Genomic DNA, 13,583 nt, shown 5'->3' with positions numbered 1-13,583 from the left:
CGCACTTGCCCACGCCACAGTTGACGACGGTCAAGCTTAGGAGTCCGATAGCAGGCTTGGTAAAAAGTCCTGCGACAAGGAGAAAGTGAAGATGGCCAAACGTATCCAGTTCAGTTCCCACGGCGGTCCCGAAGTGCTCGAGTACGTCGAATACCAGCCGGCCGAGCCGGGCCCGCAGCAGGTGCGCGTCAGCAATAAGGCGATCGGCCTGAACTTCATCGACACCTATTACCGCAGTGGTCTGTATCCGCCGCCAGCGCTGCCTTCTGGCCTGGGCGCCGAGGGCGCGGGCGTGGTCGAGGCGGTTGGCTCCGACGTCACCCGGTTCAAGGTCGGCGATCGCGTGGCCTATGGCAGCGGTCCGCTGGGCGCCTACAGCGATGTGCATGTGTTGCCCGAGGCCAATCTGGTGCACCTGCCCGAAGCCATCAGTTTCGAACAGGCCGCCGGGGTGATGCTCAAGGGCCTCACCGTGCAATACCTGCTGCGCCAGACATATGAACTCAAGGGCGGCGAAACCATTTTGTTCCACGCGGCCGCCGGTGGCGTCGGTTCCCTGGCCTGCCAATGGGCCAAGGCTCTAGGCGTGAAGCTGATCGGCACTGTCAGCTCGGCGGAAAAAGCCGCCATCGCCAAATCCCACGGCGCCTGGGAAGTCATCGACTACAGCAAGGAAAACGTCCCGCAGCGCGTGTTGGAATTGACTGACGGCAAGAAAGTCCCGGTGGTGTACGACGGCGTTGGCAAGGACACGTGGCTGACGTCTTTGGATTGCACGGCGCCTCGTGGCCTGGTGGTGAGCTTCGGCAACGCCTCCGGCGCGGTGGACGGCGTGAACCTGGGGATTCTCTCGGCCAAGGGCTCGCTGTACGTCACCCGCCCAACCCTGGCGACCTACGCCAACAACGCCGAAAACCTGCAGCGCATGGCTGATGAATTGTTCGGGATGATTGCCAGCGGCAAGCTCACGGTGGATATCAACCAGCGTTATCCACTGGCGGAAGCGGCCAAGGCCCATACCGAGTTGTCAGCGCGGCGCACGACGGGGTCGACCATTCTGCTGCCTTGAGATTGGGTACCCAAGGGTACATGCAGTACCTGTGGGAGCGAGCTTGCTCGCGATAGCGGTGGGTCAGCCAACATTAATGCCGGCTGACCTGACGCCATCGCGAGCAAGCTCGCTCCCACACTTGTTCGGTGGTGTTCATAAGTACTGTGTGCAACACAAAACCCTGTGGGAGCGAGCCTGCTCGCGATAGCGGTGTATCAGTCAACATTGATGCTGGCTGACCTGGCGCCATCGCGAGCAAGCTCGCTCCCACACTTGTTCGGTGGTGTTCATAAGTACTGTGTGCAACACAAAACCCTGTGGGAGCGAGCTTGCTCGCGATAGCGGTGTATCAGTCAACATTGATGCTGGCTGTCCTGGCGCTATCGCGAGCAAGCTCGCTCCCACAGTGGTTTATGCAAGATGCAACGTTTGTGTTCGGGCTCAGTCCGGCCGCACGACCTTGCCGGTCGCCAGGTCGCGAATCACGCTGGGGTTCTTGCGCCCGCCCAGGTTGCCGCCCAGCACCAGGTCGATCTGCCCGCGGAAATACTGCTCGACGCGAATTCGCGTGCGCGCTGCCGGGCGCCCCTGGGGGTTGGCCGACGTGGACACCAGCGGCCCGACCAGCGCACACAAATCACGCACGGTGGGATGATCACTGACCCGCAGCGCGACGGTGTCGTGCACGCCAGTAATCCACTCCGGCAGCAGGTTCTGGTGCGGCACCAGCCAGGTATTGGGCCCTGGCCAGGTGCTGGCCATGCGGTCCATCCAGGTTTCGGGGAAGTCTTCGAACAGAAAGTCGAACTGGTGGATGTTGTCCGCCACCAGGATCAGGCCTTTGTCGGGCAGCCGCGACTTGATCGCCAGCAGGCGTTCCACGGCCTCCTCGTTCCATGGGTCGCAACCCAGGCCCCAGACCGCTTCGGTTGGATAGGCAATCACCGCCCCGGCGCGAATTTCTCGCGCGGCTTGTTGCACACGCCAACTGTTGACCATGAAAGATTCTCCCGCAACGCAATTAAGGCTGTGGGCAGTTTACCGATCTTCCCCATAAAACCTAGCGTGCGAACCAGCGTCCGTTGTCACGAGCGGCGCGCCCCTCCATTTCCAGCTCGGTCAACGCCGCCTGCACCTTGGGCAAACCCCAGCCACTGGCGTCGGCCAGCGCCTCGCTGCTCTGCGGCGCGGCATGCAGCAGGCGCAGCAGCGGATGGGTCACGGCCACAGGCTCGGCGGCCAGCGGCAGTCGTTGCCAACCGCGCAACGCTTCAAGAATGTGCTCGACGGTTTCCACCAGCGCCGCACCGTCGCGGATCAGTTGATGACAGCCCCGGGCCCCAGGGTGATGGATCGAGCCAGGAATGGCATACACCTCGCGACCCTGTTCCGCCGCCAGGCGGGCGGTGATCAGCGAGCCACTGGCGACACTCGCCTCTACCACCAGCACCCCCAGGGACAAACCGCTGATGATTCGGTTGCGGCGCGGAAAGTTGCTGGCGTTAGGCGCTGCGTCCAGCGGGAATTCCGAAACCACCGCGCGGCCCTGGGCAATCATCGCGTCCGCCAGCCGACGATTGCGCTGTGGATAAAAATTTTCCAGGCCAGTGCCGAGCACGCCGACGGTGCATCCGCCAACGTCCAGCGCCGCCTGATGGGCCGCCGCATCGATGCCCAACGCCAAGCCACTGGTGATGACAAAACCAGCGCCGGCCAGGCTTCTGGAAAACGCCGCCGCCGTGTCCATGCCCGGCCGCGATGCCCGACGACTGCCGACCATCGCCAGCTGCGGTTTTTCCAGGATCGAGGGGGCGCCAGCGACGAACAGCAGCGGCGGTGCGTCGCTGATTTGCGCCAGCAGCGCCGGGTAATCAGGCTGGTCCCACATCAGTAAATGCTGGGCCGGGCCGTCTAGCCAGGCCAATGCGTGGGCGGCGCCGTCACGTATGTCCGGGGCGCGTCGGGCCTCGGCGCACGTGGCCGGCAACCCCAGCGCCCGCCAGGCGCTGGCCGGTGCGCTGATGGCTTTGGACGCCGAGCCAAAGGCCTCCATCAAGGTCATGAAACGTTTAGGGCCCAGCGCCGGCAAGCGATGCAAGCGCAGGCGGGCCTCCAGTTCCGCAGGCGGAACCGAAGCAGATTCAGGCAATGGCATGTGATCAATCCTTGATCATTATCGTCCCGCTGAAACGGGAACAAGCTGTGGATAACTCTGTTGGTAACTTGTGAGACCCGTTACGGATTGCGCACCTTGTCGAGGATCGCCAACGACCGCGAGGCGTACAGCACCAAGCCGTAACTGAGTTTGTCGTAAGTGCGGAACACCATCAGCAGGCCGGCCCGTTCATCGGGGATTTTCACCGGCTCGCCGGTGATGCGGTCGCGCACGGTTTCACCGGTCTTCATCACCGCCAGTACGTTGCCTTCCACCAGCCCGTCGCGCCGCCCCTTGTTCAGGGTGACCACGTCCAGCGCGCCGATCTGCGTCACGCCCCGGGGGACATCGAGGATCAGGCCTTGGATGTCCGATTTCGGCGCGCTGGGCATGAAGGTCGAGTTGATCGAGCGCTCTTCGCCGCTGAACAGCCGATCACCCAGGCGAACTTCCTGGGTGGTGCGTTGCAGGGCCAGGGGGGTGACATCGCCCTCGCTGGCGCCCACTTCGCCGCTGCCGATGTCGTCGGCGTTGATGCCCAAAAATTCCTTGGGCTCGGGGTCGGTGTAGACCTTGCCCTGGCGGAAGATGCCGTACGCCGTCTGGCTCTCATCGAACGCACCACGAGCGAAGACCCGGTCCCCCATGCCGCTGAGCACCCGCTCGGCATTGCCGGCGACGACGTAGGGCGCCTTGTTGAAATCTTCCGCCGTGTCGACGATGCGGTTGCTCAGCAAAAAGCTGTTGATGGCTTGCAGCGGAATGCTCGGGATCGCATCGGCCACCGGCGAACTGCGAATGCGCGGCGACAGCTTGATGGTGCCCCGCGAGGCGCCGCGATTGAGGGTCAGGCGCGGCTGGCCGTTGACGTAGACCAGCGACAGGGTGTCGCCCGGATAGATCAGGTTGGGGTTTTCGATCTGTGGGTTGGCCTGCCACAGCTCCGGCCATTTCCACGGCTCGCGCAGGTATTTACCGGAAATGTCCCACAGCGTGTCCCCCGTCACCACCGTGTATTGCTGGGGAAAACCTTCCCGAAGTTGCACTTGCCCGTGCGCGATACCGGCCGAGGCCAGGAGCAGCAGGGCGAGTAGTGATTTCCTCATGCGGTGAATCCCTTTATTATGTGCGTTCGCGTAAAACGCCAGAGCCCCCGTGGCTCGCTCTGTTCAAGAGCAACGTTTTACAACGGTAGCCTGCATCCCGACACACGCCAGGCCAGCCACCCGACTTTACCTCACACGTGCATTTATCAAGCTTATGGCCATTTTGAACATTCTCGAATTTCCGGACCCGCGCCTGCGCACTATCGCCAAACCGGTGGCCGTAGTGGACGACGAAGTGCGTCAGCTGGTCGATGACATGTTTGAAACAATGTATGAGGCGCCCGGCATCGGCCTCGCCGCGACCCAGGTCAACGTGCACAAGCGTATCGTCGTCATGGACCTCTCCGAAGACCGCAGCGAGCCCCGGGTGTTCATCAACCCCGAGTTCGAAACCCTGACCGACGAGATGGACCAGTACCAGGAAGGCTGCCTGTCGGTGCCGGGCTTCTACGAAAACGTCGACCGTCCGCAGAAGGTCAAGATCAAGGCCCTGGACCGTGACGGCCAGCCTTACGAACTGATCGCCGAAGGCCTGCTGGCGGTGTGCATCCAGCACGAATGCGACCACCTCAACGGCAAGTTGTTCGTTGATTACCTGTCTAATCTCAAGCGTGACCGGATCAAGAAAAAACTGGAAAAGATCCATCGCCAGAACGCTTGATGCCCCTCTTCAAAGGCTTGCCGCGGCAAGCCTTTTTCTTTTTGCGACTGCTTTGTAATTGAGAGTTTTCCATGACTGAGCCACTGCGCATCGTCTTTGCCGGCACTCCCGAGTTTGCCGCCGAACACCTCAAGGCCCTGCTGGCCAGCCCCCATGAAATCGTCGCGGTCTACACCCAGCCGGATCGTCCCGCAGGTCGCGGGCAAAAACTGATGCCCAGCCCGGTCAAACAACTCGCACTGGAAAATGGTTTGCCGGTGTTGCAGCCGCCGACCCTGCGCGACGCCCAGGCCCAGGCCGAACTGGCGGCGCTGAAGCCCGACTTGATGGTGGTGGTCGCCTACGGCCTGATCCTGCCGCAAGTGGTGTTGGACATCCCGCGCCTGGGTTGCATCAACAGCCACGCCTCGCTGCTGCCGCGCTGGCGCGGTGCGGCGCCGATCCAACGTGCGGTGGAAGCCGGCGATGCCGAGAGCGGCGTGACCGTGATGCGTATGGAAGCCGGCCTGGACACCGGGCCGATGCTGCTCAAGGCCAGCACCCCCATCAGCGCCGAAGACACCGGCGGCAGCCTGCACGACCGCCTCGCGCTGATCGGCCCGCCAGCGGTGGTCCAAGCCATTGCAGGTCTGGCCGCCGGCACGCTGGAAGGCGAAGTGCAGGATGACAGCCTCGCCACCTACGCGCACAAACTGAACAAGGACGAAGCCCGCATCGACTGGAGCCGCCCAGCCGTCGAGCTGGAGCGCCTGGTGCGGGCCTTCAACCCTTGGCCGATCTGCCACAGCACCTTGAACGGCGAAGCCCTGAAAGTGCTGGCGGCCAGTCGCGCCGAAGGGAAGGGCGCACCCGGAGAAATCCTCAGCGCCAGCAAGGACGGCCTCGTCGTTGCCTGTGGCGATCAAGCACTGTGCCTGACGCGCCTGCAACTGCCCGGCGGCAAGGCGCTGAACTTCAGCGACCTGTTCAACAGCCGTCGTGAGAAATTCGCCGTCGGCACCGTCCTCGGCCAAGCGGCGGACGCCTCATGAACCCGCGTCTGGCCGCCGCCAAGGCACTTGCCGCCGTCCTCAGCGGCAAAGCCTCGCTGAACAGTTCCCTGCCGACCCAACTGGACAAGGTCGAAGATCGCGATCGCGGTTTCACCCAGGACCTGGCGTTCGGCACCGCCCGTTGGCAGCCGCGCCTCTCGGCCCTCGCGGCCAAGCTGTTGCAGAAGCCGTTCAAGGCCGCCGATGCCGACGTCGAGGCGCTGCTGCTGGTAGGCCTCTATCAACTGCTCTACACCCGCGTCCCCGCCCACGCCGCCATCGGCGAGACCGTGGGCTGCGCCGACAAGCTGAAAAAACCTTGGGCCAAGGCCCTGATCAACGCCGTGTTGCGCCGCGCCCAACGGGAAAGCGAAACCCTGCTGGCGGAACTGGAACACGACCCGGTGGTGCGCACCGCCCACCCGCGCTGGTTGCAGAAATCCCTCAAGGCCTTCTGGCCCGAGCAGTGGGAAGCCATCTGCGCCGCCAACAACGCCCATCCGCCGATGATCCTGCGGGTCAACCGTCGCCACCACACCCGCGATGCCTACCTGGCGTTGCTGGGCGAGGCGGGCATCCCGGCCATCCCGTGCCAATACAGCTGCGACGGCATCATCCTGGAAACCCCGGGCGATGTGCGCGCACTGCCGGGCTTCGCCGAAGGTTGGATCAGCGTCCAGGACGAAGCCGCCCAACTGGCCGCCGACCTGCTGGAGCTGGCGCCCGGCCAACGGGTGCTGGACGCCTGCTGCGCGCCAGGGGGCAAGACCTGTCACATCCTCGAAGCCGAGCCGAAGCTGGCCGGCGTGGTGGCCGTGGACCTGGAAGCCAAGCGCCTGGTGCGGGTGAAGGAAAACCTCGAACGCCTGGGCCTGGACGCCGAGTTGTTTGCCGCCGACGGTCGCGACGCGGCTGCGTGGTGGGACGGCAAACCGGTCCAGCGCATCCTCCTCGACGCGCCGTGCTCGGCCACCGGCGTGATCCGCCGCCATCCGGACATCAAGCTCACCCGCCAGCCGGACGACATCGCCGCATTGGCCGTGTTGCAAGGCGAACTGCTCGATGCCCTGTGGCAGACCCTCGAAGTCGGCGGCATGCTGCTCTACGCCACCTGCTCGACCTTGCCGACCGAAAACACCGACGTGATCGAAGCCTTCCTCGCCCGCACGCCAGGCGCCCGGGAGCTGGACATCGCCACCCAGGCCGGCCTCAAGCAGCCTCACGGCCGGCAGTTGCTGGCCCAGGAAGGCGGCCACGATGGGTTCTATTACGCCAAGCTGATCAAAATCGCCGCCGCACGCGGTTAAAACCGATTCGATAGGAGTGAATGGATGAAAATCATCATCCTGGGTGCAGGGCAGGTCGGCGGTTCGCTGGCGGAACACCTGGCCAGCGAGGCCAACGACATCACCGTGGTCGACACCGACGGCGAACGCCTGCGCGACCTCGGCGCCCGTCTCGACATCCGCACCGTGCAAGGGCGCGGCTCCTTGCCCACCGTGCTGCGCCAGGCCGGCGCCGACGACGCCGACATGCTCGTGGCCGTGACCAACAGCGACGAAACCAACATGGTCGCCTGCCAGGTCGCCCACACGCTGTTCCACACCCCGACCAAAATCGCCCGGGTGCGCGAAGCCGCCTACCTGACCCGCGCCGACCTCTTCGACAACGAAGCGATCCCCGTGGACGTGCTGATCAGCCCCGAACAGGTGGTCACCAACTACATCAAGCGCCTGATCGAACACCCTGGCGCCTTGCAGGTGATCGACTTTGCCGAAGGCAAGGCACAACTGGTGGCGGTCAAGGCCTACTACGGCGGCCCGCTGGTGGGCCAGCAACTGCGCCAATTGCGCGAGCACATGCCCAATGTCGAGACCCGTGTCGCCGCGATTTTCCGCCGTGACCGGCCGATCCTGCCCCAGGGTGACACGGTGATTGAAGCCGACGACGAAGTGTTCTTCATCGCCGCCAAGGCGAACATTCGCGCCGTCATGAGCGAAATGCGCCGCCTCGACGAGAACTACAAACGCATCGTCATTGCCGGTGGCGGCCAGATCGGCGAACGCCTGGCCGAAGCCATCGAAAGCCGCTACCAGGTCAAGATCATCGAGATGAACCCGGCGCGCTGCCGCTACCTCTCCGACACCCTCGACAGCACCGTGGTGCTGCAAGGCAGCGCCTCCGCCCGCGACCTGCTGCTGGAAGAAAACATCGCCGACGCCGACATCTTCCTGGCCCTGCCCAACGACGACGAAGCCAACATCATGTCCTCGCTACTGGCCAAGCGCCTGGGCGCGAAAAAGGTCATGACCATCATCAACAACCCGGCCTACGTCGACCTGATCCAGGGCGGCGACATCGACATCGCCATCAGCCCGCAACTGGCAACCATCGGCACCTTGCTCGCCCACGTGCGCCGCGGCGACATCGTCAGCGTCCACTCCCTGCGCCGCGGCGCGGCCGAAGCCATCGAAGCCATCGCCCACGGCGACGCCAAGTCCAGCAAAGTGATCGGCAAAGCCATCCGCGACATCGGCCTGCCACCCGGCACCACCATTGGCGCGATCATCCGCGACGAAGAAGTGCTCATCGCCCACGACGATACTGTCATCCAGACTGGCGACCATGTGATCCTGTTCCTGGTGGATAAGAAGCACATTCGCGATGTCGAGAAGCTGTTCCATGTGGGGTTGAGCTTTTTCTGATCCAGGCTGTGCGGTGGCAGTCATGGCCTCATCGCGAGCAAGCTCGCTCCCACACCGGGTCTCCATTGCTCACAAATATCGTGAGCAACCCCCAACCCCTGTGGGAGCGAGCTTGCTCGCGATAGCTATCCAACAGCCACTGATCAACCCCTGACACACCGATAAGGACGCCCCCATGCTCGACTCCCTGGAAAAAATGCTCGCCAAGGGCATGGACAACGCCCTTCTCCGCTTCGGCCTCGGCAAAGGCTACCTCGACCTAGGCGAATTCCCCCGCGCCGCCGAACACCTCCAACGCTGCGTCGAATTCGACCCCAAGTATTCAGCCGCCTGGAAACTACTGGGCAAGGCCCACCAAGGCCAAGGCGACACCGCCGCAGCCCGCCAAGCCTGGGAACAAGGCCAGGAAGCCGCCCGCGCCCACGGTGACAAACAAGCCGAAAAAGAAATGACTGTGTTCCTCAAGAAGCTGGATCGCCACCCCTGAACACAGACAAAACAAGACGATCAGGCACCTGCTGTTATCGGACCCGTGTGCCCTTGGGCAAAGCGAGTCGCCGATGTCTGTAGCAAGAGAACAATGGACAAGGCAATCATCAGAAACGGTATCAGCCACGCGCTCTCAATCAATGCCAGTTGCAGGCTGAGGATTAACAGCAAGACCGGCGTTGCGAGGGCATTCGCCCGGCTAACACATGCACCAACGGCAGCCTCGCTGTAGCGGTAGGCAATAGCGGCTCGGATATGCACCCGCGCACCGCCAAAGGCCATGCCAAGGATCAGCAGGCTCAGAGCTTTGCGCACCAGGGTATCCGGCACCATAAACCATACCGCTGCGGAAATGACGGCCAGCCCGATCAGCCCGGAGAGAAATACCGATAGATTGCGACCGGTATTACTCAGAATGATCAGCACGCCCACCAACGCCATCCCCAGGCCAAACACTGCATCCAGCACACCCAGCTCAAATAGCGCCCAGCCATGGCTCGACACATACACTGGGAGCATGAAGTTGAAGGCACCGAGGATTGGCCAGATCAGTACCATTGGCACAAACAGGGTGAGTGGAAGCTTGGCGGGCGCAACTGTCTCGCTAGTCTCTTGTGCCACCACCGAGCGACCATGGCGGATGTAGCAAATCGCTGATACCAGCAGGAATCCAGCGCCCAGAAAAATGAAGAACCCCATACCTGGCAGGATCGGCATCAAGCCGGCTGCCAACAACGGCCCAATCATCAGGGCCGCTTGACCGGTTGCAGTGGTTGCACCACTGATGCGCCTGACAGAGGCTTGATCCATACCGCGCTGAACCTGGGTGAACCACATATCCAAGCTGGCTTCGAGCAGCATGAAAACCAGCCAGACAAAAAGGTTGGCGACTAGCAGCGCAAGGGTGATGTCTCGGCTTGCCCCTACCACCAGGCTGAGGCCGGCCAGACAAAACGTAAACCAGCTGCTCATTTTTCGCCCGTTCATTCGCACCGACAGCCGCTTGATGATCACCGGCGTGATGAAGGCCGGAATGAACGAGCAAAAAATCGCCAATGCCAAAGGCAAATAACCACCTTCGTTCTGGTTGAGGATGGTCCACGTCAGGGAGACCACCAATGCCCCGGAACATAGGCGGTAAGCCGTTGAGCAGACTAAAAAAATAGCCAATTCTTTTGAAAAACTCTTCATGAAGATTTCCCTATCGTAAGCGTTTCGGCATGACGGAAGTGAACGGCATCCTTGAGCGCTGTGAACGACCGCCTGGGCCGTGATAAATGCTGGCCATAGCGTTTTCATGCACGCTAAAACCCCGTTTTAAAGACGCTTATAAAGTTAAACTTGCAATTACATCAACGAGCAAAAATGCGTTCAAAAATGACAAGCGGAACGCACTTTTTCTGGGCGGCTTGGCCGAGGCGGCATTGAAATGGTGCATATGTTCTTGCGGAAAATTTTAAACCTGAGCAAGGTGGTGTCATCGCTGTATGGCGGTCTTGTTAAACAACAGCTCAATGCTATGTCGTAGGTTGAACAAGATCACGCCGCAGAAAACCAAGCCTATCGATAGAATGACTGTTCCGTTTATCGGGTAGCTGAAAAACAGGTAGGAAATGATGATGGCGAAAAACGGAACCAGCAAGCCGATGGGGGCCACGGTGGAGCCGGAATACTTCCTGATGTTGTAGTTCCATATCCAGTACCCCAGCAGAGTCGTCACGTAAGACTGTGAGATCAGCGACACGATGACTTTGTAATTTATCGCATCCTTCAGGCTATAGAATGAGTCGGCACCTTCAAAGTACAAGGCCAGAACAAATAGAACTGGAAGGCTGAATAAGAAGCTCCAAACCATAAAGGGCAGCAGGTCTGTAGGTTTGTATTTTTGAATAATAAAAGTACACATGCTAAAGCAAAAAGCTGCGAGCAAGCAGGTAGCAACGCCCAAGGGACCTGAACCCTGATTGTTATTAATTAGCATCAAAAACAGTCCAGCGAGTGATATCGCGAGGGCGATAATGCTGATGTTGGAAGCTCTTTCCTTAAAGGCAATCAGGCCAATGATAAAGGTAATGAACGCGCTGAGCTGAATGATGAGGGATACCGTGCCGGGAGAGGTGCCTGTATAGATGGCGATGTTGGCGCAGCCCCATATTCCGCCCCCAAACAATAATCCATAGGCGGCGAGTACATAAGCTGGAATCTTAGGTCTTGGCATGAAAAATACAAACGGGAAGACGCAAAGCGAAAACCTGACAAATGTCATCACGAAGGGTTTGATTTGTTCAAGCCCTACCTTGATCAAGGCGAAGTTCCCACCCCAGATCAGCGCCACTAGCAATAAAAATGCGTAATCCTGTGGGGCGATTTTTTTAAGACTGCTCATGGGTCAAAATCCATTTTTCAGCATGTCATCATACACATTGCGAAAAGGTGATATTTTGGTCATTTCTTCCAAGCACTCATCGAAAATTTGTTGCCCCATGGGCGTCAACACCCCGTCCCGCTTGATCTGGGCTGCGGTCGCGAAAAATCGCTTCTCAGCCACCCGCCCTTTCTCAAGTGCTTCCTCTGCTAGTTTCCCAGGTGCTATTTTTCCCAAGCCAGCCATCGCGAGTGCAATTCTGGCCAGTACGAAAAGTGCGTGGAATATACCGAGCATGGGACGTGCATCAGGCCTGAATGGCGCTGTGTATAATTCACTTTCTGGATTCAAGACAAAGCGGTCATCTGTGCTTTTTAAAAACAGCCTTAAATGAGCCGCCTCATGGACTACCTGTTGTGCGTAATAGATGGGGCTATGGACTTCATCGGCCCATATCAAAACCAGCCCTAATAAATTGTAACTACTGGCCGATCTGACATGGTATTCATCACCTGGCCCCGTCAAGACTATTTCATCTATTAGGATCTCAGCTTCATTGTAGAGATCTATCGATTGGGCTTTGAGAAGTTCTATTCCGGCGATTAACTTGGCTTTCTCAACCTCAGCAACATCAGCGCTGATGAACCCAATGCTGATTTTGCCAGACGCCTCTTCTCGTATTTCATCGGCAACCAAATCAATTTCTTCTGTTCGGTTGTTTTCAGAGAATCCGGAAACCCTGAATCCTTCTGCTCCTTGCCTTTCGCTTTGCTTGGCTTCTTGAAAAAAAAGTAAGCCCGAATCCGCATCATTGGCTTGCAGGCTTTTGATGCATTTATTGTAGAACGCGAAAGACTTCCAGGACAGCTTGGTCACGGCGTCGGATTTTTGATAGTTGTCATCGAACACGCTTGCCAAGTAGGTCATCGACTCTTTGTATTGATTGAGCAATGCGTAAGCGTCTTGGCGATACTCTTCGTTTGTGATTAAGATGCTCAATTGTTTCCTCCTTGAAAACGGGCTCTCCATAAAAAGAAGGACCGCCATAGGAATATGGCAGTCCTTCTAATAAATCACCGTCGAAATATTATTCGCCGATAGATTTGTTTACGCTCGACAGCGCAACCATTGCAGTCAGGCTCAGTGCGGATTGAGATACGATCAGTTTGGACATATCGAGTTTCATAAAAAGCTCCATTTTTTTGAAAGATTATGCCATTCGCATTTCATTGCAAGGCAGAGCGAAACTAACATAACCATTTTGATAAATGACACTATTATTTTTTCGCGGTATATACCCATTCGCTATATTGGATCCAATTTCAGGAATATGAATTGTCGCTTGGTCGTCGAAGAGCAAAAAGTCAACCTGACTAAGCCGTGTCATAGTTTTTGGCGCCAGATTTATCGGAGGCTGGACATGAGCCAGAATATTTCGCCCGCTGCTTCAGCAGCGCGGAACACAGGCATGGTCGTCACGACCTTATGGGGCTTGGACATCGTCGGCGGTATCGCGGTCGATCCGGACCGGCGACCCTGTGATCCTGTTCCTGGTGGATAAGAAGCATATTCGCGATGTCGAGAAGCTGTTCCATGTGGGGTTGAGCTTTTTCTGATCCAGGCTGTGCGGTGGCAGTCATGGCCCCATCGCGAGCAAGCTATCCAACAGCCACTGATCAACCCCTGACACACCGATAGGGACGCCGCCATGCTCGACTCCCTGGAAAAAATGCTCACCAAGGGCATGGACAACGCCCTTCTCCGCTTCGGCCTCGGCAAAGGCTACCTCGACCTAGGCGATTTCCCCCGCGCCGCCGAACACCTCCAGCGCTGCGTCGAATTCGACCCCAAATATTCCGCAGCCTGGAAACTACTGGGCAAAGCCCACCAAGGCCTAGGCGACACCGCCGCAGCCCGCCAAGCCTGGGAACAAGGCCTGGAAGCCGCCCGCGCCCACGGTGACACACAAGCCGAAAAAGAAATGACCGTGTTCCTCAAGAAGCTGGATCGCCACCCCTGA

Annotated in this window: 13 protein-coding genes and 1 pseudogene; 8 read left to right on the top strand and 6 right to left on the bottom strand. The window is 59.4% G+C overall.

The window, feature by feature from the left end:
- The first annotated feature begins 91 nt into the window (after positions 1-91).
- Positions 92-1,069 (top strand): NADPH:quinone reductase, encoded by a 978-nt coding sequence (locus HGO40_RS01210; protein WP_250961550.1) that lies wholly within the window; start codon positions 92-94, stop codon positions 1,067-1,069.
- A 423-nt stretch (positions 1,070-1,492) separates the two neighbouring features.
- Here the strand turns inward: HGO40_RS01210 and tsaC are convergent, their stop codons facing one another.
- The 3 genes from tsaC to HGO40_RS01195 all read right to left on the bottom strand — a co-directional run bounded on the left by tsaC (position 1,493) and on the right by HGO40_RS01195 (position 4,312).
- Positions 1,493-2,050: an L-threonylcarbamoyladenylate synthase type 1 TsaC gene (tsaC, locus tag HGO40_RS01205; protein ID WP_250961549.1), complete on the bottom strand. Its 558-nt coding sequence runs from the start codon at positions 2,048-2,050 to the stop codon at positions 1,493-1,495.
- A 61-nt stretch (positions 2,051-2,111) separates the two neighbouring features.
- Positions 2,112-3,206 carry a DNA-processing protein DprA gene (gene dprA, locus HGO40_RS01200; RefSeq protein ID WP_250961548.1) on the bottom strand — a complete coding sequence of 365 codons (1,095 nt, stop codon included), beginning with the start codon at positions 3,204-3,206 and terminating at the stop codon, positions 2,112-2,114.
- 80 nt (positions 3,207-3,286) lie between these two features.
- Complete coding sequence (locus HGO40_RS01195) at positions 3,287-4,312, bottom strand: LysM peptidoglycan-binding domain-containing protein (RefSeq protein ID WP_250961547.1); 1,026 nt, start codon at positions 4,310-4,312, stop codon at positions 3,287-3,289.
- Positions 4,313-4,466: 154 nt separating this feature from the next.
- Here HGO40_RS01195 and def point away from each other — a divergent pair, with 154 nt between their 5' ends.
- From def to HGO40_RS01170, 5 genes are all read left to right on the top strand, one after another.
- Positions 4,467-4,973, top strand: a complete 507-nt coding sequence (def, locus tag HGO40_RS01190) for a peptide deformylase (RefSeq protein WP_030138961.1) — start codon at positions 4,467-4,469, stop codon at positions 4,971-4,973.
- 71 nt (positions 4,974-5,044) lie between these two features.
- Positions 5,045-6,004, top strand: coding sequence for a methionyl-tRNA formyltransferase (gene fmt / locus HGO40_RS01185; RefSeq protein WP_250961546.1), 960 nt, complete (start codon positions 5,045-5,047; stop codon positions 6,002-6,004).
- Complete coding sequence (gene rsmB / locus HGO40_RS01180; RefSeq protein ID WP_250961545.1) at positions 6,001-7,311, top strand: 16S rRNA (cytosine(967)-C(5))-methyltransferase RsmB; 1,311 nt, start codon at positions 6,001-6,003, stop codon at positions 7,309-7,311. Before fmt ends, rsmB begins: the two co-directional genes overlap by 4 nt.
- Before the next feature lie 24 nt (positions 7,312-7,335).
- Positions 7,336-8,709, top strand: coding sequence for a Trk system potassium transporter TrkA (gene trkA / locus HGO40_RS01175; RefSeq protein ID WP_250961544.1), 1,374 nt, complete (start codon positions 7,336-7,338; stop codon positions 8,707-8,709).
- A gap of 175 nt (positions 8,710-8,884) precedes the next feature.
- A complete protein-coding gene (locus tag HGO40_RS01170; protein ID WP_250961543.1) occupies positions 8,885-9,196 on the top strand; it encodes a tetratricopeptide repeat protein in 312 nt (103 codons plus the stop codon).
- A gap of 20 nt (positions 9,197-9,216) precedes the next feature.
- Here the strand turns inward: HGO40_RS01170 and HGO40_RS01165 are convergent, their stop codons facing one another.
- The 3 genes from HGO40_RS01165 to HGO40_RS01155 all read right to left on the bottom strand — a co-directional run bounded on the left by HGO40_RS01165 (position 9,217) and on the right by HGO40_RS01155 (position 12,562).
- On the bottom strand, positions 9,217-10,389 hold the full coding sequence (locus HGO40_RS01165) for an MFS transporter (protein ID WP_250961542.1): 1,173 nt from the start codon (positions 10,387-10,389) through the stop codon (positions 9,217-9,219).
- 286 nt (positions 10,390-10,675) lie between these two features.
- Entirely contained in the window at positions 10,676-11,584 is a 909-nt protein-coding gene (locus HGO40_RS01160; RefSeq protein ID WP_250961541.1) for a DMT family transporter, read from the bottom strand.
- A gap of 3 nt (positions 11,585-11,587) precedes the next feature.
- On the bottom strand, positions 11,588-12,562 hold the full coding sequence (locus HGO40_RS01155; protein ID WP_250961540.1) for an aKG-HExxH-type peptide beta-hydroxylase: 975 nt from the start codon (positions 12,560-12,562) through the stop codon (positions 11,588-11,590).
- A gap of 521 nt (positions 12,563-13,083) precedes the next feature.
- Here HGO40_RS01155 and HGO40_RS30710 point away from each other — a divergent pair.
- Positions 13,084-13,179: pseudogene (locus HGO40_RS30710) on the top strand (potassium transporter peripheral membrane component); the annotation flags it as partial.
- A 92-nt stretch (positions 13,180-13,271) separates the two neighbouring features.
- Positions 13,272-13,583, top strand: a complete 312-nt coding sequence (locus HGO40_RS01150; RefSeq protein WP_250961539.1) for a tetratricopeptide repeat protein — start codon at positions 13,272-13,274, stop codon at positions 13,581-13,583.

The organism is Pseudomonas sp. CG7 (genome assembly GCF_023701885.1).
GTDB classification, from domain to species: domain Bacteria; phylum Pseudomonadota; class Gammaproteobacteria; order Pseudomonadales; family Pseudomonadaceae; genus Aquipseudomonas; species Aquipseudomonas zanjanensis.
This window is presented reverse-complemented; position numbering and strand designations above follow the sequence as displayed.